General features: G+C 61.5%; 21 protein-coding genes. 7 read left to right on the forward strand and 14 right to left on the reverse strand.

Annotated elements, in window-relative coordinates:
• Positions 1 to 37 precede the first annotated feature (37 nt).
• From HX815_RS24035 to HX815_RS24050, 4 genes are all read left to right on the forward strand, one after another.
• Positions 38 to 313: a DUF493 domain-containing protein gene (locus tag HX815_RS24035; RefSeq protein ID WP_003215438.1), complete on the forward strand. Its 276-nt coding sequence runs from the start codon at positions 38 to 40 to the stop codon at positions 311 to 313.
• The gene (gene lipB, locus HX815_RS24040; protein WP_003215439.1) at positions 313 to 960 is read left to right on the forward strand and encodes a lipoyl(octanoyl) transferase LipB; all 648 of its coding nucleotides are present in this window, start codon (positions 313 to 315) and stop codon (positions 958 to 960) included. The genes HX815_RS24035 and lipB overlap by 1 nt, the downstream gene beginning before the upstream one ends.
• Before the next feature lie 2 nt (positions 961 to 962).
• A complete protein-coding gene (gene lipA / locus HX815_RS24045) occupies positions 963 to 1,982 on the forward strand; it encodes a lipoyl synthase (RefSeq protein WP_003215441.1) in 1,020 nt (339 codons plus the stop codon).
• Positions 1,983 to 2,215: 233 nt separating this feature from the next.
• On the forward strand, positions 2,216 to 3,151 hold the full coding sequence (locus HX815_RS24050; protein ID WP_177028985.1) for an LD-carboxypeptidase: 936 nt from the start codon (positions 2,216 to 2,218) through the stop codon (positions 3,149 to 3,151).
• Positions 3,152 to 3,284: 133 nt separating this feature from the next.
• Here HX815_RS24050 and HX815_RS24055 read toward each other — a convergent pair whose 3' ends face one another.
• The 5 genes from HX815_RS24055 to leuS all read right to left on the reverse strand — a co-directional run bounded on the left by HX815_RS24055 (position 3,285) and on the right by leuS (position 9,300).
• On the reverse strand, positions 3,285 to 4,610 hold the full coding sequence (locus HX815_RS24055; RefSeq protein ID WP_003215443.1) for a lytic murein transglycosylase: 1,326 nt from the start codon (positions 4,608 to 4,610) through the stop codon (positions 3,285 to 3,287).
• 61 nt (positions 4,611 to 4,671) lie between these two features.
• On the reverse strand, positions 4,672 to 4,836 hold the full coding sequence (arfA, locus tag HX815_RS24060; protein ID WP_102369962.1) for an alternative ribosome rescue factor ArfA: 165 nt from the start codon (positions 4,834 to 4,836) through the stop codon (positions 4,672 to 4,674).
• Between the two features lie 84 nt (positions 4,837 to 4,920).
• The gene (gene holA / locus HX815_RS24065; protein ID WP_008436560.1) at positions 4,921 to 5,958 is read right to left on the reverse strand and encodes a DNA polymerase III subunit delta; all 1,038 of its coding nucleotides are present in this window, start codon (positions 5,956 to 5,958) and stop codon (positions 4,921 to 4,923) included.
• Positions 5,959 to 5,997: 39 nt separating this feature from the next.
• Positions 5,998 to 6,603 carry an LPS assembly lipoprotein LptE gene (lptE, locus tag HX815_RS24070; RefSeq protein WP_008436571.1) on the reverse strand — a complete coding sequence of 202 codons (606 nt, stop codon included), beginning with the start codon at positions 6,601 to 6,603 and terminating at the stop codon, positions 5,998 to 6,000.
• 90 nt (positions 6,604 to 6,693) lie between these two features.
• Positions 6,694 to 9,300 carry a leucine--tRNA ligase gene (gene leuS, locus HX815_RS24075; RefSeq protein ID WP_008436573.1) on the reverse strand — a complete coding sequence of 869 codons (2,607 nt, stop codon included), beginning with the start codon at positions 9,298 to 9,300 and terminating at the stop codon, positions 6,694 to 6,696.
• 261 nt (positions 9,301 to 9,561) lie between these two features.
• Here leuS and HX815_RS24080 point away from each other — a divergent pair, with 261 nt between their 5' ends.
• The gene (locus HX815_RS24080; RefSeq protein ID WP_008436575.1) at positions 9,562 to 9,879 is read left to right on the forward strand and encodes a hypothetical protein; all 318 of its coding nucleotides are present in this window, start codon (positions 9,562 to 9,564) and stop codon (positions 9,877 to 9,879) included.
• A 103-nt stretch (positions 9,880 to 9,982) separates the two neighbouring features.
• On the forward strand, positions 9,983 to 10,744 hold the full coding sequence (locus tag HX815_RS24085; RefSeq protein ID WP_008436576.1) for a YdcF family protein: 762 nt from the start codon (positions 9,983 to 9,985) through the stop codon (positions 10,742 to 10,744).
• Between the two features lie 123 nt (positions 10,745 to 10,867).
• On the opposite strand, the gene lnt is transcribed toward HX815_RS24085, so the two are convergent.
• From lnt to miaB, 5 genes are all read right to left on the reverse strand, one after another.
• Positions 10,868 to 12,391 (reverse strand): apolipoprotein N-acyltransferase, encoded by a 1,524-nt coding sequence (gene lnt / locus HX815_RS24090; RefSeq protein ID WP_008436579.1) that lies wholly within the window; start codon positions 12,389 to 12,391, stop codon positions 10,868 to 10,870.
• Positions 12,392 to 12,399: 8 nt separating this feature from the next.
• Complete coding sequence (locus HX815_RS24095) at positions 12,400 to 13,239, reverse strand: HlyC/CorC family transporter (RefSeq protein ID WP_003215451.1); 840 nt, start codon at positions 13,237 to 13,239, stop codon at positions 12,400 to 12,402.
• A 27-nt stretch (positions 13,240 to 13,266) separates the two neighbouring features.
• Positions 13,267 to 13,740, reverse strand: coding sequence for an rRNA maturation RNase YbeY (ybeY, locus tag HX815_RS24100; protein ID WP_003215452.1), 474 nt, complete (start codon positions 13,738 to 13,740; stop codon positions 13,267 to 13,269).
• Entirely contained in the window at positions 13,733 to 14,734 is a 1,002-nt protein-coding gene (locus HX815_RS24105; protein ID WP_003215453.1) for a PhoH family protein, read from the reverse strand. The genes ybeY and HX815_RS24105 overlap by 8 nt, the downstream gene beginning before the upstream one ends.
• 218 nt (positions 14,735 to 14,952) lie before the next feature.
• The gene (gene miaB, locus HX815_RS24110) at positions 14,953 to 16,278 is read right to left on the reverse strand and encodes a tRNA (N6-isopentenyl adenosine(37)-C2)-methylthiotransferase MiaB (RefSeq protein WP_177028986.1); all 1,326 of its coding nucleotides are present in this window, start codon (positions 16,276 to 16,278) and stop codon (positions 14,953 to 14,955) included.
• Between the two features lie 132 nt (positions 16,279 to 16,410).
• On the opposite strand from miaB, the gene HX815_RS24115 reads away from it, so the two are divergent.
• Positions 16,411 to 16,737 carry a DUF1820 family protein gene (locus HX815_RS24115; RefSeq protein WP_003215457.1) on the forward strand — a complete coding sequence of 109 codons (327 nt, stop codon included), beginning with the start codon at positions 16,411 to 16,413 and terminating at the stop codon, positions 16,735 to 16,737.
• A 129-nt stretch (positions 16,738 to 16,866) separates the two neighbouring features.
• Here HX815_RS24115 and HX815_RS24120 read toward each other — a convergent pair whose 3' ends face one another.
• The 4 genes from HX815_RS24120 to HX815_RS24135 all read right to left on the reverse strand — a co-directional run bounded on the left by HX815_RS24120 (position 16,867) and on the right by HX815_RS24135 (position 20,387).
• Complete coding sequence (locus HX815_RS24120) at positions 16,867 to 17,421, reverse strand: tetratricopeptide repeat protein (RefSeq protein ID WP_008436585.1); 555 nt, start codon at positions 17,419 to 17,421, stop codon at positions 16,867 to 16,869.
• Positions 17,422 to 17,646: 225 nt separating this feature from the next.
• On the reverse strand, positions 17,647 to 18,930 hold the full coding sequence (gene hemL / locus HX815_RS24125; RefSeq protein ID WP_177028987.1) for a glutamate-1-semialdehyde 2,1-aminomutase: 1,284 nt from the start codon (positions 18,928 to 18,930) through the stop codon (positions 17,647 to 17,649).
• Between the two features lie 17 nt (positions 18,931 to 18,947).
• Positions 18,948 to 19,571: a thiamine phosphate synthase gene (gene thiE / locus HX815_RS24130; protein WP_008436586.1), complete on the reverse strand. Its 624-nt coding sequence runs from the start codon at positions 19,569 to 19,571 to the stop codon at positions 18,948 to 18,950.
• Positions 19,572 to 19,589: 18 nt separating this feature from the next.
• Entirely contained in the window at positions 19,590 to 20,387 is a 798-nt protein-coding gene (locus HX815_RS24135; protein WP_003215474.1) for a hydroxymethylpyrimidine/phosphomethylpyrimidine kinase, read from the reverse strand.
• Positions 20,388 to 20,496 lie beyond the last annotated feature (109 nt).

Consider the following 20,496-nt stretch of genomic DNA (forward strand, 5'->3'; position numbering starts at 1 on the left):
CCGTCGCCACGGCTTACGCTTACGAGGCCGTTACGCCATGACCGATACCGAAGTAAAGGCGCCAAAGATCGAATTCCCAAACGTGGACTATCCCGTCAAGGTGATCAGCGATACGGGCGTGGGCAACAAGGATAAGATCATCGAGATCGTCAAGAAACACGCAACGATCAACCATGACCGTGTGGATGAGCGTCAAAGCACCAACGGCAAGTACACCACTATTCAGTTGCACATCGTGGCGACTGATCAGGACCAGCTCTACAACATCAACAGCGAACTGCGGGCTACCGGCTTCGTGCACATGGTGTTGTGATGTCACAGACCCTGGGCTTTCGCGAGCTCGGCCAAATGGCTTACGAACCGGTGTGGCACGCCATGCAGCGGTTCACCAACGAGCGCGGCACTGAAGCCCCGGATGAAATCTGGCTGGTGGAGCACCCGCCGGTTTTCACCCAGGGCCAGGCCGGCAAGGCCGAGCATTTGCTGCTGCCGGGAGAAATCCCGGTGGTGCAGGTCGACCGCGGCGGGCAGGTGACTTACCATGGCCCAGGTCAATTGGTGGCTTATCTGTTGCTGGACGTGCGCAGGCTGGGTTTTGGCGTACGTGAGCTGGTCAGTCGCATGGAGTCATGCCTGATCGAGCTGCTGGCCAGCTACGGTGTGACCGCCGCGGCCAAGCCGGATGCACCGGGGGTTTATGTTGATGGCGCGAAAATCGCCTCCCTGGGCTTGCGGATTCGCCACGGTTGTTCCTTTCATGGCCTGGCCTTGAATGTGGACATGGACCTGGCGCCGTTTCGACGGATCAATCCCTGCGGCTACGCCGGTTTGGCGATGACCCAGTTGAGCGATCACGCAACACCACTAGAATTTGCCGAGGTAAGTGCCCGGCTGCGCGCGCAGCTCGTCAAACACCTCGACTATGCTGAGCAGACGACCCTAACGGGCGGAATCGACTGATTATGACTACTGATGCAGTGCAAACCATGATCCCGACGCTGGATGTTACCGAGCGTCCGGCCCCGCGTGCCAAGGTAGAAGCCGGCGTCAAGCTGCGCGGCGCCGAGAAGGTTGCACGCATCCCGGTGAAGATCATTCCGACCACCGAACTGCCGAAAAAGCCTGACTGGATTCGCGTGCGTATCCCGGTTTCGCCGGAAGTCGACCGCATCAAGGCCCTGCTGCGCAAACACAAGCTGCACAGCGTGTGCGAAGAAGCGTCCTGCCCGAACCTGGGCGAGTGCTTCTCCGGTGGCACCGCGACCTTCATGATCATGGGTGACATCTGCACCCGTCGTTGCCCGTTCTGCGACGTTGGCCACGGCCGGCCGAAGCCACTGGACGTCAACGAGCCGGAAAGCCTGGCCATCGCCATCGCCGACCTGAAACTCAAGTATGTCGTGATTACCTCTGTAGACCGCGACGACCTGCGTGACGGCGGTGCCCAGCACTTTGCCGACTGCATCCGCGAGATCCGCAAGCTGTCGCCGAACGTGATGCTCGAGACCCTGGTGCCGGACTACCGTGGCCGTATGGACGTGGCGCTGGAAATCACCGCCGCCGAGCCGCCTGACGTGTTCAACCACAACCTGGAAACCGTACCGCGCCTGTACAAGGCTGCGCGTCCGGGTTCGGACTACCAGTGGTCGCTGACCCTGCTGCAGAAATTCAAGCAGATGATGCCGCACATTCCGACCAAATCCGGCCTGATGCTGGGCCTGGGCGAAACCGACGAAGAAGTCATCGAAGTCATGAAGCGCATGCGCGAACACGACATCGACATGCTGACCCTCGGCCAGTACCTGCAGCCGTCCCGCAGCCACTTGCCGGTACAGCGCTTCGTGCACCCGGATGTGTTCGCCTGGTTTGCCGAAGAAGGCTATAAGATGGGCTTCAAGAACGTCGCTTCCGGCCCGCTGGTACGTTCCTCGTACCACGCCGACGAGCAGGCGAAACTGGTCAAGGCCAGCCTGGTGTCCTGATACGCGGAACGCCGGACACTGCAGGACCCATGTGGGAGCCGGCTTGAGTGGGAGCGGGCTTGTTCGCGAATGCGTTGGATCAGTTGACCTGTCCGGTGACTGACTGACCGTCTTCGCGAGCAAGCCCGCTCCCACCCAGGCCCGCTCCCACATTTGCTACTGACTCTTCCTCTTCTGTTTGCAACCATTGCTGTTTAGAGTGCCTTGGGCAATCCACACGAGGAGAACCATGGATGACGACTCAATTGACCACTTGTGCGGTACCTGCGCTGCGCGCCGAAGGCGTGATCGGGCTGATTGCCCCTGCCGGGCCGGCCGAGCTGGATATCGACACGGCCACGCAATGGATGCGCGCCCGGGGCTACACACTGCGGATCTTTCCGGGCGTGAGCCAGCGTGATGGCTATCTGGCCGGCAGTGATGAGGTACGCCTTGATGACCTGCACGCGGCGTTCGCCGATTCGACCATCGACGCAATTTTCTGCCTGCGCGGCGGCTACGGCACGCCACGCCTGCTGGACCGCCTGGACTTTGACCTGCTCCGGGCCAACCCCAAGCCATTCGTAGGCTACAGCGATATCACCGCCCTGCACCTGGCGATCAACCGGTATGCCGGTTTCGTCACCTTCCATGGTCCGATGTTCAACGCTGACCTGTTAGGTGAAAAGCAACAGCCTACCGAGTCGTCGCTGTTCAGCATGCTGCGTGGGCAAGTGAAGGCCGGCAGCCAGCTGGTTCACCCTGTGGCCTACCCGCTGACCACCGTCGAGCCAGGCATCGCCTGTGGGCGGCTGCTGGGCGGCAATCTATCGATGATCGCAGCAGTGATGGGCACGGCTTACGAGATTGATGCCGAGGGCATCATTCTGTTTATCGAAGATGTGAACGAGCCGTTGTACCGCATTGACCGGTTGCTCACCCATTTGCGCCTGGCGGGCAAGCTGGCCCAGGTGGCGGGCGTGGTGGTGGGGGATGTGGCTGGGGTTGATAGCCTTGCGCTTGAGCGCTTGCTGAAGCAGACCTTCGAGCCGTTGTGCATTCCTGTGCTGTCCGGCTGGCGCAGCGGGCACTGCAACCCGAACCTGACCTTGCCGTTGGGCGCCAGGGTGCGGTTGGATGCGGGGGAGAGGCGGTTGGTGTTGGAACAGGATGTGGTGTTCAAGGCCTGAACTTTGTAGCGCCGATAAAGGCCTCTTCGCGAGCAAGCCCGCTCCCACATTTCGATCGCGTTCCTTCAGGAAGTGCACGGTCAAAATGTGGGAGCGGGCTTGCTCGCGAATGCGGTAGCAGCCATACGCCGATCTATCGGCTTTGCAGCGACTCCAGCAACTTCACCGTCGGATACCCATCCGCCGGCCAGCCCAGGGACTGCTGCGCGGCACGAATCGCCTTGCGGGTATTCGCACCGATGATCCCGTCCGGGTTGCCTGCGTCGTAACCATTGGCACTGAGCACCGTCTGCAAGTCAATTCGCTGCGAGCGAGTCAACGGCAGCTCATCTTTCGGCCAGCTCCCACGAATCAAGCCACCGCCCCCGAAGCGTTCCGACAACAAGCCAACTGCCAACGCGTAGGACGACGAGTTGTTGTACTTGAGGATCGCGCGGAAGTTATCCAGCACCAGGAACGCCGGGCCACGATAGCCGGCCGGCAGCAACAGGGCGGCGGAAAGCTGGTCGACGTTGGCCGGGACACTGGCGCCCGGCGGCACCTGGATTCCCAGTTTCAGCCACTCGCCAACGGTCTTGCGTACGCTGCCATCGGCCAGGGCGTAATCAAAATTCAACGGCAGTTGCTGCACCTCGAAGCCCCAGGGCTGGCCTTTCTGCCAGCCGGAGCTTTGCAGGTAGTGCGCGGTGGAGGCGAGGGCGTCGGCCGGGCTGTTCCAGATATCGCGGCGGCCGTCACCGTCGAAGTCTACGGCGTGGGTGTTATAGGTGGTCGGGATGAACTGGGTCTGGCCCATGGCCCCGGCCCAGGAGCCTTTCATCTGGTCGGCGGCGATATCGCCATGCTGGATGATTTGCAGCGCCGCCAGCAGCTGCGCCTGGGCGAAGGCCGGGCGACGGCCTTCATAGGCCAGGGTCGCCAGTGAGCGGATCACCGAGTTGTTGCCTTGGAATTGGCCGAAGTTACTCTCCATGCCCCACACCGAGACCAGCGCCTGGCGGTCGACGCCGTAACGGTCCTCAATGCGTTGCAGAATGTCGGCATACTTCACCAGCAGCGACTGGCCATTGCGCACCCGCAGCGGCGACAGCGCGCCATCGAGGTATTCCCATACCGGCCGGGAGAACTCCGGCTGGCTGCGGTCGGCGCGGATCACCGCCATGTCGGGTACGACATTGGCAAAGGCCGTGTCGAAAACCTGCGGCGTGATACCGGCCTTCAAGGCTTCCACGCGAAACCCCGCCTGCCATTCGGCAAAGGTCTGGGTCGGCTGGATATCAAGATTGTCTGCCACCAGTGGCGCAACGACGGCAGGCGCAGCTACCGGTGCAGTCTGGAGCGGGGGCAGGGGTTGGGCATCGGCAGCGGTGGGTTTTTCCGCGCAGGCGACTAACAGAATGAGGCTGGAGGCAGCGATCAGTTGGCGAAGGTGCCAACGACGGGAAAGACTAGAGGGCATGCACAGGTCCAGGGAATACGAATCAGGTACAGACCTTATCATGCCGGAGGGGCGCTTGCCTTCAGGCAGCCAGAAAGTAAGAAGCCTCCCAGCTATTAGACTGGAAGGCTTCGCGGCGGTAGCTGCCTTTGCCTTTGCCGGCTCGTTCCTTGCGACTGCGGAACAACGGCTGGGCGATGATGGATTTGGCCTTGTTGGGGCCATGCTTGGATGGCTTTTTGCTCATGATGGGTACTCTCTGGCAGGTTGATGATGCGGTGCGAATCATCTGCCGAAGTTTGGATTCTGTCCAGCCCAGCGATACGTAGGACTATTCAGCAGGCAACGCCAAGCGCTGTCCTGACATCAAAAGTGACAAACGACTCAGGCTCATCCACGGCGATCCAGCCGCCTGCCCCTTGATCTGCGCGTCAATGCGCTGGGCTTCCAGCAGCAATTGCGCCCAGCGTTGCGCCGAGTGCCGTTGCAGGGCTTTGCTGATCAGTGGTTTGCGCTTGTCCCATACCGGTGGCCGCGCCTGGCTGAAGGCCTTGTCCAGTGGGATGCCCTGGCTGTACTGCAGGGCAATATTGGCCAGCAGCCGTAATTCTCGCGCCAGGGCCCAGAGAATCACCGGCGGCTCGACGCCTTCGCCGCGCAGCCCTTCAAGCATGCGCAGGGCGTGGGCGGGTTCGCCGTTGAGGATCGCATCCACCAGGCCAAATACGTCAAAGCGCGCGCTGTCCGCCACGGCACCTTGTACGGTTTCGACGGTGATCTGTCCACCCTCGGCCATCAGCTTGAGCTTTTCGATTTCCTGGGCGGCGGCCAACAGGTTGCCTTCCACCCGCGCCGCGATCAGCTCCACCGCATCCTGGCTGGCACTCAGCCCTGATTGCGACAGACGCTGACGAATCCACTGCGGCAGTTGGCTGCTGTCCACCGGCCAGATCTGTATGAACTGAGTCTGGCCACCTTCCACCAGCGCCTTGCCCCACTTGGTTTTCTGCGCACTGCCATCAAGCTTGGGCAGGCTGATCAGCAGCAGCGTGTCTTCGGCAGGGCGTGCGCAGTATTCCATCAAAGCCGCCGCGCCTTTGTCGCCGGGCTTGCCCGAAGGCAGGCGCAGTTCCAGCAGGCGTTTTTCGGCGAACAGCGACATGCTCGCCCCGGCTTGCAGCAGCGTACCCCAGTCGAAACTGGCGTCGGCGCTGAATACCTGGCGTTCATCGAAGCCCTGTTGGCGGGCGGCGGTGCGAATTGCGTCCGCAGCCTCCTGGCACAGCAGCGGGTCATCACCGCTGACGATGTAGACGGGCGCAAGGCTGCCTTGCAGGTGCTTGGCGAGTTGGGCGGGGGCGAGTTTCATAGGCAGGGCGAACGGGGCGCCTGGGGCGCCCCGTCTGGCTTACTCGACAGGAACTTCGACAGGCGACTGTTTAGGTTGGCTGTCTTCATACTCTTGCGCCGCTTTCAGCGCATCGGCATCTGCCTTGGCCTTGGCATCCGCGGTTTGCTGCAGCTTATCCAGTTGCTCCGGCGTGATCAGTTGCAGGCGCAGGACCATGCGCTGCACAAGTTCGCGACGCATTTCCTTGCGCACCTGGATGGTTTCGGAGTCCGAACCCACCAGGTTGTTGCCGTCGTGGCTCACGACTTTCTGTATCTGGATCTTGTCGCCCATCAGCGGCAGGTGGTCATGGCCCTGGATTTCGAAGAAGAGCGTGGTGCTCAGCTCAATGTCCGAAGCACGCCCGGCGCTGGCGTAGCTGAGGCTGCGCTGCTCTTCTTTTTCATCCACCAGGTTCAGTTTGTAAGCCGCGCCTGAATAGACTTTGACGCCACTGTTTTCCAGGACCTGGCGCAGCTGTTGCACGGTCTCGCCGTAGGAGTTGCGGGCGGTGACGTCCAGTTCCTTGATCGCCAGTTCGGTGGTGCCGGTGCCGCGCAGCTGGAAGCCGCAAGCGCTCAGCAGCACGGCAAGGCCCATAACCAGCAGATTGCGTTTGATCATTTTGATGCTCCCCTTGAAACCATGTGGGCCTTATCGAGGCCCTGGAGGTTTTGTTCGGCGCCAGGGTTATTCCCTCGGCGCCCGATCCGATTAGCTAGCGACGATATTGACCAGTTTGCCGGGCACCACGATCACTTTGCGGATCGTCAGGCCTTCGGTGAAGCGCAGCACGTTCTCATTGATACGGGCGGCGGCTTCGACGTCTTCACGGCTGGCGCTGGCCGGCATGTCGATCTGGCCACGCAGCTTGCCGTTGACCTGAATCACCAGTTGCAGCGTGTCCTGTACCAGGGCGCTGTCATCCTGTACCGGCCAGCCGGCATCGATGACGGCACCGCTGTGGCCCAACTGGTTCCACAGTTCGTGGCTGATGTGTGGCGTGATCGGCGCCAGCAGCAGGGTGACCGTTTCCAGGCCTTCCTGTACCAGTGCGCGGTCCTGTTCGGTGGCCTGCGGCGCTTTCTCCAGCACGTTCATCAGCGTCATCACCTGGGCGATGGCGGTGTTGAATTTGTGGTGCTGGCCCACGTCCTGGCTGGCGTGCTTGATGGCCAGGTGGGTGCTGCGGCGAATGACTTTTTGCTCATCGCTCAGGGTCGCCACGTCCAGCTTGCCCGGCAAGCCTTGGCTGACATGGGCGTGCGCCAGGCGCCAGACGCGCTTGAGGAAGCGATGCGAACCTTCGACGCCGGAGTCCGACCATTCCGCGCTCATGTCAGGCGGCGAGGCGAACATCATGAACAGGCGGCAGGTGTCCGCGCCGAACTGGTCGATCATCGACTGTGGGTCGACGCCGTTGTTCTTCGACTTGGCCATCTTCTCGGTGCCGCCGATTTCCACCGGCAGGCCGTCGGATTTCAGCTTGGCGCTGATCACCTTGGCCTTGCTGTCACGCTCCAGCTCGACATCTGCCGGGTTGAACCAGGTGTAGGCGCCATTGGCTTCGCGGCGGTAATAAGTCTCGGCAATCACCATGCCCTGGGTCAGCAGGTTCTTGAACGGCTCGTCGGAACTCACCAGGCCTTCATCACGCATCAGCTTGTGGAAGAAGCGCGCGTACAGCAGGTGAAGGATGGCGTGTTCGATACCGCCGATGTACTGGTCTACCGGCAGCCAGTGGTCGGCCGCGGATTTTTCCACCAGGCCGCCTTCATAGTGCGGCGAGGCGTAGCGGGCGTAGTACCACGAAGACTCCACGAAGGTGTCCATGGTGTCGGTTTCGCGTTTGGCCGGGGCACCGCAGTTCGGGCAGGTGCACTCGTAGAATTCGGGCATGCGCGCCAATGGCGAGCCAGCACCGTCCGGCACCACGTCTTCGGGCAATACGACCGGCAGTTGGTCTTCCGGTACCGGCACGTCACCGCAGGTTTCGCAGTGGATGATCGGGATCGGGCAGCCCCAGTAGCGTTGGCGGCTGATGCCCCAGTCACGCAGGCGGAACTGGGTGCGCGAGGCACCGAGGTTTTTCTTGATCAGCGCGACTTCGATGGCGTCGAAGGCGCCTTCGAAATCCAGGCCGTCGAACTCGCCGGAATTGATCAGTGTGCCGTGTTCGTTGTACGCGTCCTGCCACGGAGCCGGGTTGGTGTCGCCCGAACTGGTGCGCACCACGGACTTGATCGGCAGGTTGTACTTGACGGCAAATTCGAAATCGCGCTCGTCGTGGGCCGGCACAGCCATTACTGCGCCATCACCGTAGTGCATCAGCACGTAGTTGGCGACCCACACCGGCAGCTTCTCGCCGGTCAATGGGTGCTCGACGAACAACGAGGTCGGCAGGCCTTTTTTCTCCTGGGTGGCGACGTCGGCTTCGGCGACGCTGCCGCCCTTGCATTCGGCGATGAACGCCTGCAGCTCAGGGTTGTTCTGTGCAGCCTGGGTGGCCAGCGGGTGTTCGGCGGCCACGGCGACGTAGGTCGCGCCCATCAGGGTGTCCGGACGGGTGGTGAAGACTTTCAATACACCTTCTGCGCCGATGGAGTCGACGTTGTAGGGGAACTGCACTTCCATGCCACGGGACTTGCCGATCCAGTTGCGTTGCATGGTCTTGACCTGCTCGGGCCAGCCCGGCAAATCATCGAGGCTCGACAAGAGTTCATCCGCGTAAGCGGTGATCTTGAAGTAGTACATCGGGATTTCGCGCTTTTCGATCAGCGCGCCGGAACGCCAGCCGCGGCCGTCGATCACTTGTTCGTTGGCCAGTACGGTCTGGTCCACCGGGTCCCAGTTCACGGTGCCGCTCTTCTTGTAGATCACGCCTTTTTCGAACAGGCGAGTGAACAGCCATTGTTCCCAGCGGTAGTAATCAGGCTTGCAGGTGGTCACCTCGCGGGACCAGTCCACCGCCAGGCCCAGGCTGCGCAGCTGGGTCTTCATGTAGGCGATGTTTTCGTAGGTCCACTTGGCGGGCGCTACGTTGTTCTTCATCGCGGCGTTTTCCGCCGGCATGCCGAAGGCGTCCCAACCCATGGGTTGCAGGACGTTCTTGCCCAGCATGCGCTGGTAGCGGGAGATGACGTCGCCGATGGTGTAGTTGCGCACATGCCCCATGTGTAGCTTGCCGCTGGGGTAAGGGAACATCGATAGGCAATAGAAAGTCTCCTTGCCTGGCTGTTCACTGACTTCAAAGGACTTTTGCTCATCCCAGAACGACTGGGCGGCATTTTCTATTTCACGGGGCTGATATTGTTCGTGCATGGCTACTTTTGAACTGAATAGGGGTGGCCTAATCCTCTTCGGTGCAACGTTCAGGTTGATCGACACCAAAAAGCGGCGCGTCCGTGCCCAAACCCTGCGGGAAGTGGAGTTACAGGAAGCGCCGTAGCATACATGACCCCACTCTATCGAGGGAAACCCTGATTGCGCCGCCGAGGCCGTTGGTCGCGGCGCCAGGCAGGCAGGGCAAGCAGGACTACGCTGTTTAGTGGGGAGTGAGTCTTATCTTCAATGAGGTGAGGGATGGTTGATTCGCAGCGAACTTTAACGAAACCGCAGGTGTACGAAGGACTGATCGACCGTTTGGGTCGAGCACTGGATGCAGCAAAAACCGCAGGCCGATTGTGTGATGAACGGCCTCTGGAGTTGGAACTGCGTGGCTTGAGCCAGGCAGAGCTGGACGTGATCAGGGTGTATCTGGAATTGAATGAGCATCGCGCGTCCCATGGCATGGCCTCCCCGCCAGCCCAGGAGTTTTCGCGATCGGCCAAGGTGGTATGGCTCAAGGATTTTTCGGCCGGTCGCAGCCCGGAAAAACTCCGGTCCGTGCGTTTCAAGTGAAGTACCGCGTTAGTGATCTGTAGCCTTCTCAGCGTCTGTTCCTGTAAAGATTGTCGCTTAACCCCGTTACACCTTAGGCTTCGGGCATCTTTGGAGATGCCCGATGCCTATTCGCTATTTCATTAAACAATTGTTGTTGCCGCCCGGCATCCTGTTGCTGTTGCTGGCCCTTGCCTGGTGGTTTCGTCGCAGCCGACCGCGGCTGGCGGCCGTGTGCTTTGCCCTGGGATTTGGCGGGATGTGGCTGATGAGCCTGCCGGTGGCGGTTCAATGGGGCGCAAAGGCCCTGGAGACCGAGCCGCCTCTGGCCCGTGATGAATGGGCGACCCTGGCGCAGCGGGCTGATGCCATCGTGGTGTTGGGCTCGGGGCGAGAGCGCGGGGATCCGGCGTGGGGCTCCGATCAGCCGACGGGTATCGGTCTTGAACGCCAGCGCTATGCAGCCCGCCTGGCCAAGGCTTCGGGCTTGCCGGTGCTGACCACCGGCGGCTTGCACTACGGCACACCGCCCAGCGAGGCGGAGTTGATGGCGGTATCGATGCAGGATGACTTTGGCGTGAGCGTGCGCTGGAAGGAAGAGCGCAGCCGTACCACGTGGGAAAACGCGCAGATGAGTGCCGAGATTCTGCTGCCGCAGGGGATCAAGCGTGTGGTGGTCGTGACTCAGGCCTGGCATATGCCGCGCTCGCGCTGGAGCTTCGAAAAGGCCGGGTTCACGGTTGTTCCGGCGCCAGTGGGGTTTCTTGGTTTGGACAATGCCCGGCCATTGGGGGGCTGGATGCCGGAGTTCAAGTCGGTATGGCAGAGCGGGCAGTTGCTGAATGAAGCGGTGGGGCAGGTGGGTTACCGGATGTTTTACAGGTAATACCGCAGGTCAAATGTGGGAGCGGGCTTGCTCGCGAATACAGTGTGTCAGTCACTGGTGCTTTAACTGACAGATCGCATTCGCGAGCAAGCCCGCTCCCACATTGTCGTCCGAGTATTTCTTTTAAACCGTTTTGGACATCCGGCCCGCCAACAGCGCCCAGCCAAACAGGCCAAGGCACAGGATGATCAACGGCCACGAACGCCATTCCAGGTACGGGGTGAGGTTGTGCATCGGCACGACCTCGCCGTAGAGAATCCCGCGTTCAAACTGCGGGATCTGCACGGTGATCTGCCCGTACGGGTTGATCAGGCCAGTGACGCCGTTGTTGGTGGCGCGGATCATCCAGCGCCCGGCTTCCAGGGCGCGCATCTGGGCCATCTGCAAATGTTGCAGCGGGCCGATGGAGCGGCCGAACCAGGTGTCGTTGCTGATGGTCAGCAACAAATCGCTGCGGGCCGACAGGCCGGCGGCGAACTCCGGGTACACCACTTCATAGCAAATGAACGGCGCAATCTGATAGCCCTTGGCTTGCAGCAAAGCCTGGTCGGACGGCCCGCGGGCGAAGTCCGACATCGGCAGGTCAAAGAACGCGATCAAGCCGCGCAACATGTCCTGCAGCGGCACGTACTCGCCAAACGGCACCAGCTTCTGCTTCAGGTAGGTGCCGTCGCCTTCGCCCACCACCGTGATGCCGTTGAAGAAGCGCTTGTGGTGATGCACTTCCTGGCGGATCGGTACACCGGTGATCAGCGCGGTGTGCCGGTCGGCAGCGAACTTGCCCATCATGCCCAGGTAGCCCTCGACGGATTCCTTGAGCACCGGCACGGCGGTTTCCGGCCATACCAGCAGGTCGACAGGCTTGGAGCTGAAGCTCATGTCGCGGTACAGCGCGAGCTGCGCATTGAGCTGCTCGGGGTCCCACTTCATGCTTTGTTCGACGTTGCCCTGGATAGCCGCCACCGTCAGCGGCGCGCCGGCGGGGGTGGTCCATGCATGATGCTTGAGTGCCAGGCCGATGGCCCATGGCGCCACCAACAACAGCAAGCCGGCACCGATGAACAGGTTGCGCTTAGCCGCCAGCAGACGCGGCAGGTTGCAGATCAGTGCGGCGGTCAGCGCCAGGGCAAAGGATATCAGCCACATCCCGCCCAGCGGCGCGAGGCCGGTGAGAGGACCGTCGAGCTGGCTGTAACCGGAATAGAGCCATGGAAAACCGGTGAGGAACCAGCCGCGAAACGCTTCCTGGCCAACCCACAAGGCCGCGAAGGCCAGGGCATCGGCCAGTGGCGCTTCGTTGCGGCGCAGCCAGCGCGCCCACAGCCAGGCGGGCAGGGCAAAGAACCAGGCAATGGCCGCCGTAAACGCCAGCATCAGCATGCCCGCCAGCAGCACCGAAGCGCCGCCGAAGTGGTGAATGCTGTAGTAGATCCAGCTGGTACCGGCGCCAAACAGGCCGAAACCGAAACACCAGCCGCGCCACAAGGCCTGGCGCGGTGTCAGTTCACGCAATCCCGCATAAAAGAACCCGGCCGCCACCAGCGCAAACGGCCAGAGGTCGAACGGCGCCAGCGCCAGGGTGGTGATGGCGCCGGCCACCACGGCCAGCAAGTTACCGGGCCAGCCGGGTGCAATCATACGGCGCATGTCAGTCCTTAGCGGGCAATAGGTGTCAAACGGATCAAGTGAATACGGCGGCTGTCGGCATTCAGGATGCGGAAGCGATAGGCACCGATTTCCGTGGTCTCGTTACGCTTGGGCAGGTGCCCGAACGCACTCATCACCAGGCCGCCAACCGTGTCGAATTCATCGTCGGAGAATTCGCTGTCGAAGAACTCGTTGAAGTTCTCGATCGGCGTCAGGGCCTTGACCAGGAAATCACCGCTGGGCAGCGGCTTGATGTAGCTGTCTTCTTCGACGTCGTGCTCGTCTTCGATGTCGCCGACGATCTGTTCCAGCACGTCTTCGATGGTCACCAAGCCCGCTACACCGCCGTATTCGTCAATCACGATGGCCATGTGATTGTGGTTCGCACGAAATTCGCGCAACAGCACATTCAGGCGCTTGGATTCAGGGACGAAAGTGGCAGGACGCAGCAGGTCCTTGATGTTGAAGCTGTCGCCGTTCTCCTTGAGGATCAGCGGCAGCAGGTCCTTGGCCAGCAGGACGCCCATGACGTCGTCATGGCTTTCTCCGATCACCGGGTAGCGCGAGTGCGCCGAGTCGATCACGGCCGGGAGGAATTCCCGAGGGGTCTGGGTCGCCTTGATGCTGACCATCTGCGAGCGCGGAACCATGATGTCCCGTACTTGCAGGTCAGCTACCTGGATGGCGCCTTCGACGATAGCCAGCGCTTCGCTGTCCAGCAACTTGTTCTGATGCGCCTCGCGCAGCAGCTCCAGCAGCTCCTGGCGGTTTTTCGGCTCGTGGGCAAAGGCCTGGGTGAGTTTCCCCAGCCATGACTTTTGCCCGTTGCTCGATCGGTCTTCGCTCATAGCGATTACTCTAAATCCTTTATTGTTTCAGTTAGGTGTAGTTGCAATTTCGTCGTCTGCATACGGGTCACGATGACCCAGTTCTGCAAGCAACGTTCGTTCCAGTGCTTCCATTTCTTCGGCTTCGTCATCGTCTATATGGTCGTAACCCAAGAGATGCAAGCAGCCGTGGATGACTAGATGGGCCCAATGGGCCTCAAGTTCCTTGCCCTGTTCCTTTGCTTCACGCTCGACCACTTCGACGCAGATCACCAGGTCGCCCAGCAACGGGATATCCAGCAGCTCATCGGGTACGTCGGCGGGAAACGACAGCACGTTGGTCGCGTAGTCTTTTTGTCGCCAGGTGTGATTCAGTTCACGGCCTTCGGGCTCGTCCACCAGGCGAATGGTCAGCTCCGAGTCGGCGGTGCGCTGGCGCAGGGCCAGGGTGCACCACTGGCGGAACTGTTCTTCGCTGGGGGCGGGCGCTTCGGTGGCCAGCTGCAGGTCAAGCTCAAGCATCGCGGCGAGTGTCCTTGGCCGGTTGGTCGTCGCGGTGTTCGAAGCGCTCGTAGGCTTCGACAATGCGCTGCACCAACGGGTGACGTACCACGTCTTTGGGCATGAAGTGCGTGAAGCTGATCCCCGGCACGTCCTTGAGTACGTCGATCACCTGGGCCAGGCCCGACTTGGTGCCTTTGGGCAGGTCGACCTGGGTGACGTCGCCGGTGATCACGGCGGTGGAGCCGAAACCGATCCGGGTCAGGAACATCTTCATCTGCTCAACGGTGGTGTTCTGGCTTTCGTCGAGAATGATGAAGCTGTTGTTCAGCGTACGGCCACGCATGTAGGCCAGCGGGGCGATCTCGATCACCTGGCGCTCGATCAGCTTGGCCACGTATTCGAAGCCGAGCATCTCGTAGAGCGCATCGTAGAGCGGGCGCAGGTACGGGTCGATCTTCTGGGCCAGGTCGCCGGGCAAAAAGCCCAGCTTCTCGCCGGCTTCCACCGCCGGACGCACCAGCAAGATGCGTCGCACCTGCTCGCGCTCCAGGGCATCGACCGCGCAGGCCACGGCCAGGTAGGTCTTGCCGGTACCGGCAGGGCCGATGCCGAAGTTGATGTCGTTGCCCAGGATCTCTTTGACGTAGCGCTGCTGGTTCAAGCCGCGAGGGCGAATCATGCCTTTCTTGGTGCGCAACGCGACGCTGGCTTCGGCTACCGGGTTATTGGCCAGGTCCTCCACGGCGGATTCCTGCAGGTACAGGTGCACCGTTTCCGGCGACAGCTCGCTACCTTTGGTTTCCCGGTAGAGGCGGCGCAGAAGGTTTTCTGCCGAGGTGGTGTGCTGGGGTTCACCAATCAGCTCGAATTGATTGCCGCGGTTGCGGATCTCGATGCTCAGGCGTTGTTCGATCAGGCGCAGGTGCTCGTCGAACTGTCCGCACAGATTGGCGAAACGGCGAGCCTCAAAGGGCTCGAGGAGAAAACGATGTGGTTCTATGGGTGCGTTCAAGGTCGTTTTTAGCCGCCCTGGGGCAATTAAGATGAAATCAAGGATAACGCCAGCAGGCTGCGTGCGAAAGCACTTATATAGCCCGAAGCTGGTACCGTTCTAATGTGGGAGCGGGCTTGCTCGCGAATGCGATGGGGCAGTCAGCCTGTTCGTTGCCTGATACACCGCCTTCGCGAGCAAGCCCGCTCCCACATTGGTTCCCGGTGGCCGAATTATTGTTACACCAGCGAACCGCGCAGCGAGTGCGGTTGTGCCGCGTCGATGTGCACGTCGGCGAACTGCCCGATCAGCGTCGGATTATCACAGCGGAAGTTGACGATCCGGTTGTTCTCGGTCCGGCCCTGCAATTCGCCTGGGTCTTTTTTCGAGTAGTCGGTCACCAGGATGCGCTGGGTCGAGCCCACCATCTGTCGGCTGATCTCGAAACCCTGCTGGTTGAGGCGGTGTTGCAGGGCGTTCAAACGCTCCTTCTTCAACGCTTCCGGGGTTTCGTCGAGCAGGTCAGCCGCCGGAGTGCCCGGGCGCTGGCTGTAGACGAAGGAGTAGGAGAAGTCGAAGCCTACGTCTTCGATCAAATTCATGGTCTGCTGGAAGTCTTTCTCGGTTTCCCCTGGGAAGCCGACGATAAAGTCCGAGCTGATGCAGATCCCCGGCACCGCCGCACGCAATTTGCGCAATTTGGATTTGTATTCCAGGGCGGTGTGGTTGCGCTTCATCGCCGAGAGAATGCGGTCCGAGCCCGATTGCACCGGCAAGTGCAGGTGCTTGACCAGCTCCGGCACTTCGGCGTGGGCCTGGATCAGGCTGTCGGAGAACTCCAGCGGGTGCGAAGTGGTATAGCGAATCCGCTCGATCCCGTCGACGGCGGCTACTACGCGGATCAACTCCGCGAGGTCCGCCAGGCGCCCGTCGTGGGTCTGGCCACGGTAGCCGTTGACGTTTTGTCCCAGCAGGGTCACTTCACGCACGCCGTTCTCGGCCAGGTGAATGATCTCTGCCAGCACGTCGTCGAACGGGCGGCTGACTTCTTCGCCGCGGGTGTATGGCACCACGCAGAAGGTGCAGTACTTGCTGCAGCCTTCCATTACCGACACATAAGCGCTTGGGCCGTCGATGCGCGGCTCGGGCAAATGGTCGAATTTTTCGATTTCCGGGAACGAGACGTCGACTTGCGGCAGCTTGGTGATGCGCGCGGCGTCGATCATTTCCGGCAGGCGGTGCAGGGTCTGCGGGCCGAAGACCACGTCGACGTACGGTGCGCGGTCGCGAATGGCTGCGCCTTCCTGGCTGGCCACGCAACCGCCGACGGCGATCACCATGTCCGGGTTGGCCAGTTTCAGTTCACGCCAGCGGCCCAGCTGCGAGTAGACCCGGTCCTGGGCCCGCTCGCGGATCGAGCACGTATTGAGCAGGATCACATCGGCGTCTTCAGCGCGAGCGGTGACTTCCAGGGCCTGATGTTCACCCAGCAGATCGACCATGCGCGAGCTGTCGTACTCGTTCATCTGGCAACCGTGGGTTTCGATGTAAAGCTTCTTGGCCATGGGGATCGTCAACTGGTGGTAAAGAACCGCGCATTATAGGGGGCATGCCGATAGGTTCCTAGCACTGTGCATCGGACGCCATGCTATAGTTCGCGCCCTCTTTTAAATCCCCCGATGTGTTACCCGCCCACCATGACCAAACGTGAAGCTCCAATCTACAAGGTGATTTTCCTTAACCAGGGCCAGGTGTTCGAAATGTACGCCAAGCAGATCTATCAAAGTGATCTGTGGGGCTTCCTGGAAGTGGAAGAGTTCGTCTTTGGCGAGCGCACGCAGCTGGTCGTCGACCCGGGCGAGGAAAAACTCAAGGCTCAGTTCGAAGGCGTGGTGCGCAGTTTTGTGCCGATGCATTCGATCGTGCGCATCGACGAAGTCGAGCGCCTGGGCACGCCGAAAATCAGCGAGGCCCGGGGCATGAGCAATGTCATGCCGTTTCCGATGCCGATGCCTGAGAAGTAAGGCTTAACACCGCGCCGACCCCTTCGCGAGCAAGCCCGCTCTCACATTCGACCGAGTTCCACCTTTGGAATACAGTCGAATGTGGGAGCGGGCTTGCTCGCGAAGGCGGTAGTAAAGGCGCTACAAAACTCAGGGCAGCGGCGAAAACGGCGAGCTGCCATCTGCGCTCTGCAGTTCCTGCAGGTAGTTGCGGAAAATCTGTCCCAGCACTTGGGTAGCCACTTCCAGTTCGTCGCGCTGCATGTGTTCGGCCACTTCGTCGGCCGTATCCAGTGCATCTTCGGCGCCGTTCACCGCTGCCATTTTCAGCACGATGTACGCCTGGACGTTATTGGCCGGTACGCCTTCGCCGTGGAAAAACATGGTGCCCAGCTGGAATTGCGCCTGCGCGTGGCCCTGCAACGAGGCTTTCTCGAAGTAGCTCAAGGCTTTGTTGAGGTCGCGTGCGGGGTTTTTACTGTCGTAGAAGTACTCGCCCAACTCGTATTGCGCCTGCGCATCCCCGCCATCGGCCTGTTTCTGGCACGCGCTCAGGGCCTCGGCCTGGCTTTCCGGCTGGGTATTGAGGGTGCAACGACCCATCGCTGGGATTAACAACGAGTTGCCGCCTGCCTGGGCATACGCCAGCAGCGGCTGAAGGAGCAACAGGCAGCCCAGAACCAGGGTGCGGCCGGTGCGTTTCATGGGAATCGACTTACCTCTGACGGGGCGCGGGACCCACGGGGGGATCCAATAAGCGCGCATTATGAAATAAGCAGGCACCTGCTTACAAAGTCTTTACTCGTTTTTCTGCTGCGTGGGCAAGTTATCTGCCGGATTGCAGGTGAATTCTCGAAAAAAGACGGAAATGCCTGTAAGCAAAGTAGCAAATCTGACGCCGCCAGGGGCGACGTCGGATTTTTGCGCCGCTTATTTCAAGGCGGCGAAGGCGCGCTCGGCGGCATCGAGGGTCAGTTTCAGCTCGGCATCACCATGGGCGATCGAGGTGAAGCCGGCTTCAAAAGCGCTCGGGGCGAGGTACACGCCACCTTCCAGCATCAGATGGAAGAAGCGCTTGAACAGGTCGGCATCGCTGCCCATCACATCGTCGAAGGTGACGATGTCGTCAGCGCCGCTGAAGTACAGGCCGAACATGCCGCCCGCCTGGGTGGTCACGAACGGAATGCCGGCGGCATCGGCGCGCTGTTGCAGGCCGTCCAGCAGGCGAGTGGTGTAGTCGGTCAGCTCGGCGTGGAAGCCCGGGCGGCTGATCAGGCGCAGGGTGGTCAGGCCGGCGGCCATGGCCAGCGGGTTACCCGACAGGGTGCCTGCCTGGTACACCGGGCCCAGCGGCGCGATGTGCTGCATGATTTCGCGCTTGCCGCCGAAGCAGCCCACCGGCATGCCGCCGCCGATGATCTTGCCGAAGGTGCTCAGGTCCGGCGTGACGCCGTAGTAAGCCTGGGCGCCGCCGAGGGCAACGCGGAAGCCGGTCATCACTTCATCAAAAATCAGCACCACGCCGCGCTTGTCGCACTGTTCCCGCAGGCCTTCCAGGAAGCCCGGCGCCGGCGGCACGCAGTTCATGTTGCCGGCCACCGGCTCGACGATGATGCACGCCACTTCCTGGCCGACTTCGCTGAGCATCTGCTCGACGGCAGCGATGTCGTTGAACGGCAGGGTCAGGGTGTGTTTGGCGAACGCGGCCGGCACCCCGGCGGAGCTCGGTACGCCCTGGGTCAGCGCACCGGAACCGGCCTTGACCAGCAGGCTGTCGGAGTGGCCGTGGTAGCAGCCCTCGAACTTGATGATGCTGTCGCGGCCGGTAAACCCACGGGCCAGGCGAATCGCGCTCATGGTGGCTTCGGTGCCGGAGCTGACCATCCGCACCATCTCCATGGAGGGCACGATGGAGCACACCAGGTCAGCCATCTCGGTTTCCATGGCGGTCGGTGCGCCATAGGAAAGGCCGTGTTGCAGCTGCTGGCGCACCGCGTCCAGTACTTCCGGATGGCTATGGCCGAGGATCATCGGGCCCCACGAACCCACGTAGTCGACGTAGCGCTTGTCATCTTCGTCGGTGACGTAGGCGCCTTCGGCATGCTTGAAGAACAGTGGGGTGCCGCCAACGCTCTTGAACGCTCGCACGGGAGAGTTCACACCGCCGGGGATGTGTTTCTGGGCATTGGCAAACAGGGTTTCGGAACGGGACATGATCGTGTTCTCTGAATTCAAGATTTTAGAAGATCGTTGAAAGCGCGGGCGCGGCGCGTGACTTCCTGGGGGCTGTCGGCACCAAACAGGCCGTGGACCACTGCCAGCAAGTCGGCACCGTGGGCCACCAGCGGTTTGGCATTTTCCAGGGTGATGCCGCCGATCACGCAGATCGGCAGGTGCAACCGCGCGCGGGCCTGGGCCAGCAGTTCAACGGTGGCTGCCGGCGCGCCGGGCTTGGTGTTGGAATTGAAGAAGCGGCCGAAGGCGACATAACTGGCACCTTCGCGGGCAGCCTGCTCGGCCAGTTCGATCTGGCTGTGGCAGGTGGAGCCGATGATCGCCTTGGAGCCCAGCAGCGCGCGGGCCGGCGTCAGCGGGCCGTCGGTCTGGCCCAGGTGCACGCCGACGCCGAGGCGTGCGGCCAGTTCGGCGTCATCGTTGATGATCAGTTGGGTCTTGTAGCGCGAGCACAGCTCTCGCAGTTTTTCGGCTTCCCGCAGGCGGCGCGCTTCGTCGCTGCTTTTATCGCGGTATTGCAGCAGGGTCACGCCACCGTCCAACGCCGCTTCGACGTAGGCCAGGAACTTGCCGGCCAACAGTTGGCTGTCGGTAATGGCATAAAGGCCACGTAGTTTCATCGGGCAGGCCTCTTGGTGTTACGAGCAGAAATCCAACGGCAGACGACGAGGCACGAATTGCCCCTGGCCGAGTTGTTCAGCGTCACGCAGGGTGCGCCAAGTGTAGTTGAGGGCCGATTGCACCGCGCTGACCAACCCTTCGCCTTGTGCCAACCGACCGGCCAGCGCGCTGGCCAGGGTGCAGCCCGAACCGTGATAACTGCCGGGCAGGCGCTGGCAGGTAAAGGTCTGGTGCGTGCCGTCGCGGCTGTAGAGGCGGTTGTGCACTTCGTGCTCGTCGCCATGGCCGCCGGTGATCAGCAGGTGCTTGATGAACGGCAGCAGTTTCGCGGCGCATTCGTCCGCCGTGCCCTCGGGCAATTCGGCGAGGATGCGTGCTTCAGGCAGGTTGGGGGTGGCGATCAACGACAGCGGCAACAGCCGCTCGCGCATGGCGTAGCCGACCTCGTCCTTGCCCAGGCTGCCGCCGCCGCCGGCGCGCAGCACCGGGTCGCAGACCACCGGCAGATGCGGGTGCGCCTTGAGCAGTTCGACCACGGTGTCGACCATCTCCAGGGAACCGAGCATGCCCAGTTTCACCGCGGCCACTTCGGAGTCACCGAGCACGGCGTTGGCCTGGGCCAGCACCCACTCGCGATCCAGCACGCGGAAATCGCTGACGTTGACGGTGTTCTGCACAGTCAGCGCGGTGACGGCCGGGGCCGCATGACAGCCCTGGGCGAGCAGGGCTTCGATATCTGCCTGCAAGCCGGCGCCACCACTGGGATCATGGCCGGAGAGACAGAGGACAACGGGGCGAGAGCTGTAGATATTCATGGTGCGCGAGCTTACCACCAAACGCTTTTTGGGTGGCTGTCGGGCGATGGTTGAATTTTTAGCGGAGGGGACGGCGGAAGTGGCTGTTTGCTATCATCGTGAAATACAG

Source organism: Pseudomonas sp. E6002 (assembly GCF_013385565.1).
In the GTDB taxonomy this organism is placed as follows: domain Bacteria; phylum Pseudomonadota; class Gammaproteobacteria; order Pseudomonadales; family Pseudomonadaceae; genus Aquipseudomonas.